Source organism: Nonomuraea basaltis (assembly GCF_005893125.1).
Taxonomy (GTDB): domain Bacteria; phylum Actinomycetota; class Actinomycetes; order Streptosporangiales; family Streptosporangiaceae; genus Nonomuraea; species Nonomuraea basaltis.
Genome location: NZ_VCJS01000469.1, coordinates 1 through 3189 on the forward strand (window position 1 = coordinate 1; position 3189 = coordinate 3189).

A 3189-nucleotide genomic window follows, 5' to 3' on the forward strand; every position below is an offset into this window, starting at 1 on the left:
CGCCTCGACGCTTGGATCGACGCCGTCCGGGCTGACGACCTGCCCTACCTGCATTCCTTCGCCAACGGCCTCGAACGCGACCACGCCGCCGTCCTGAACGGACTCACGCTCCCTTACAGCTCAGGCGTTGTCGAGGGCAAAGTATGCAAGATCAAATTCTTGAAACGGCTCATGTTCGGCCGCGCCAACTACGACCTCCTCAGAAAGATGGCACTGCTGAACTGAGTCGAGATCACCGACCGTGACCGCTCCCCAGCAAATGCACCAGACCCCGATAATTGGCCGACGAACCCTGGAGCTATCTGGCCGAGGACGGCCGTCTCGGTCAGTAGGTTTACACCCATGTACGGCAGATCCTGAACATCTTCATGTCGCTCGTGCTTCCTCCCCTCGGCCTCGCGGGTCTCGTAAACGTGACGCTGATCCTGGAGAAGGGCTACGACGCGGTCACCGTCACCGGCATCATCGACTGCGCGGACGTGGGCCGCTCCACCTTCTACTCCCACTTCACCGACAAGCAGGACGCGCTGTTCAGCAACCTCGACGAGCTCGGCTTCCTCCACCCCGAGCCGGCCGGGAGGGCGAGCGAGCTGTTCGCCTTCAGCCTGCCGGTGCTTGAGCACGTGCACGAGCGGTGGCAGCTCATACGGGCGCTGCTGGGGAGGCGCGGCGGCGGCCTGGTGTACGCGCGTGGCGAGCAACTGCTGTCCGCCGTGGTCAGGAAGGAGCTGCTGGATGCAGGCGGGCGCGCTTCGGCCTCGCTCGACCTGCTGGTGGTCGGCGTGGTGGGGGCATTCATGGCGCTGCTGCGCTCCTGGGTGGACGGCGAGACCACCGCCACGCCCGCGCAACTCGACGCCGCCTTCCGCGCTTGCGTCGAACCCGGCGTGCGCGCCGCGCTGAGCGCCCAGGAGTAGGCCCGCGGCCGCCCTGGATCAGCGGGTCGCCGGTGGGGCCTGCCATCGGGTGACGATGCTGCCGTGCCGCATCCGGCCCGCCAGGTGGATGCGCAGCGTCTCGGGTGTGTCATCGCCAGCGTCGCTGCTGATGTCCAGGGCGCCGTGCCGTACTGACAGGTCGTTGGCGTCTACCACCATGCCGGGCGCGAGGACCAACTCAACGGTGCCGCCGCTCACCCGCATCTCGATGACCAGCTCGGGCCCGCTGCGCACGGCGCGGGTCAGGTCCAACAGCACGGCGCTCCATGCGGTGCGCAGCGCGAGCCGGTGCGGCAGCCTCCAGGGGCCGTCACGGCGCACGTGGCCGTGCCGCTCCTTGATGGTGAGCAGCTCGGTGGGCGCGCCGATCAGGTCGGTGACGAGCGAGCTCAGCGCATCAACGGTGCGAGAGGCCAGCGCCGCGTCGACCCGCTCGTCGAACTCGGCCGGGTCCAGCCGGCCGTCGGCGACGGCGTCGTGCAGCACTGCGATGGTCTGATCGCGTTCAGCGTCGGACGCGCGCAGCGCGGGTGAGCTGGACGGATCGGTCGGCATCAGGCCTCCTGTCTCAACCAAGGCAGGATCGGACAGCCTTGCCCAGGTTCAAGGCCCGCGGGTCGTCTGGCCGGAAGTTCCAGAGATTGGTGACATAGCAGAAGCCGACACCGGCATCGGGGTCGCCGAGGGCGACCGATCCGCCGGAGCCCGGGTGGCCGAACGATCCCGGCCCGACCATCGGCGTCATTGGGCCGGGTCGCCAGAATCCCAGGGACATGTTGAAGGAGCGGTCGGCCGGGATGTTCAGGCCCGGCGGCAGGCCGTACATCCGCGTCTTGTCGGTCTGGACGACTGTCATTCTCTCGACCGTTGGCGGATCGAGCAGCCGGATCCCGTCGACGTCGCTGACCGTGGCGGCGTACATCCGCGCCAGCGAGTGCGCGTCCGCGATCATGTTGGCGGCCGGGAACTCCGACGCGCGCCAGGCACGCGACAACATGTACTCCCCGGAGGTGTTGTCCAACGCGCCGCCGAGCTCAGCGGCGCGAATCTGGAGCGAGCCTGGCCTCCACATGGATTCGACCCAGGCGGTGACGGTGTCCTCATCGAGCCCGGTAGCCGCGATCATCCCGGCGAGCAGCTCCTCCACGCTGAACGGAGCGGCGAAGTGGAGCTTGGACACCCGTTTCTCGTGTTTCTCGGGCAGTCCGATCCAGGCGCTGAGCCCGAGCGGGGCGGCCACCTCCTCAGCGAAGAAGGTGCCGAGTGACTTGCCGGTGATCCGGCGCACGAGCTCGCCGACCAGAAAGCCGTAGGTGACGGCGTGGTAGACGTGCTCGGTGCCCGGCTGCCACAGCGGCTTCTGCGCCTCGATCGCGCGGATGACCGGGTGCCATGCGCACGCCTGCTCGAACGTCAGCGGTCCGTCGACGAGCGGGAGACCGGCATGGTGGGACAGCAGCCAGCGCACTTTGATCTGGTCCTTGCCGTTGGCGGCGAACTCCGGCCAGTACCTGGCCACCGGGGCGTCCAGATCCAGCTCGCCGCGCTGTGCCAGCATGTGGGCGCAGATCGCGGTGGCGCCTTTGGTGGTGGAGGCGACATGGACGATCGTGTCTTCGCTCCACGGCCGGTTCGCCTCGCGATCGGCCAAGCCGCCCCACAGATTGGCGACGGGGCGGCCGCCCACGTAGACGCAGCACGCCGCGCCCACCTCGCCGGGGTCCTCGAAGTTCGCGCGGAACGCGTCGGCGAGTTCTCCCCAGCCTTCCTCTACACCGTGCTCGAAATCGTCGGCTGTCATTCTGATGCCCTTCCGATGGATTCTTGATAGACGTCCGCGTAGGTGCGCGAGTCCTTGATCAGATCGTCGCAGAAGGCGGCGACGTCGTTGCCGATGAGTTCCAGGACACCCTTTCCTGCCGTGACTCCTTCCTCGAAGAAATCGACAATCCCGGAGAGCAGAGACCCGTCAAGCAAATCGACCGGTCCGACTGGTACTTTGTAGTACCGAGTACCACTATATAGCAGCACAGAGTAGCTAGCCAAGTGGGGGCGTTAGCAGTACGACTACTCGCAGAAGACGCGCAGGTGGCCGTCGGGCTCCATGTCCATCTCCACGATCGCCTCGTCGAGGTGCTCCACGAGCGCCTCAAGCTGCTCGGGCTTGAGCTGCTTCAGGTCCAGCGGCACGCCCGCCTTGTCGAGCTCGGCGTTGGCCCGATCCAGCGCCTTCGGTGGGACCAAGGCCGCG

The 3189-nt window shown here is 67.2% G+C and carries 6 protein-coding genes; 2 read left to right on the forward strand and 4 right to left on the reverse strand.

Annotated elements, in window-relative coordinates; genetic code table 11:
• The coding region (locus EJK15_RS68420; RefSeq protein WP_138720037.1) for a transposase at positions 1-225 on the forward strand (225 nt) is incomplete at its 5' end.
• Between the two features lie 143 nt (positions 226-368).
• Entirely contained in the window at positions 369-917 is a 549-nt protein-coding gene (locus tag EJK15_RS77035; RefSeq protein WP_138720791.1) for a TetR/AcrR family transcriptional regulator, read from the forward strand.
• An 18-nt stretch (positions 918-935) separates the two neighbouring features.
• Here the strand turns inward: EJK15_RS77035 and EJK15_RS68430 are convergent, their stop codons facing one another.
• From EJK15_RS68430 to EJK15_RS68445, 4 genes are all read right to left on the reverse strand, one after another.
• Entirely contained in the window at positions 936-1493 is a 558-nt protein-coding gene (locus tag EJK15_RS68430) for a DUF1707 SHOCT-like domain-containing protein (protein ID WP_138720792.1), read from the reverse strand.
• A 13-nt stretch (positions 1494-1506) separates the two neighbouring features.
• Complete coding sequence (locus EJK15_RS68435) at positions 1507-2739, reverse strand: serine hydrolase domain-containing protein (protein WP_138720793.1); 1233 nt, start codon at positions 2737-2739, stop codon at positions 1507-1509.
• Positions 2736-2984 (reverse strand): DUF1048 domain-containing protein, encoded by a 249-nt coding sequence (locus EJK15_RS68440; RefSeq protein WP_138720794.1) that lies wholly within the window; start codon positions 2982-2984, stop codon positions 2736-2738. The genes EJK15_RS68435 and EJK15_RS68440 overlap by 4 nt, the downstream gene beginning before the upstream one ends.
• A 21-nt stretch (positions 2985-3005) precedes the next feature.
• On the reverse strand, positions 3006-3189 hold a 184-nt coding region (locus tag EJK15_RS68445), incomplete at its 5' end, for a hypothetical protein (protein ID WP_206062326.1).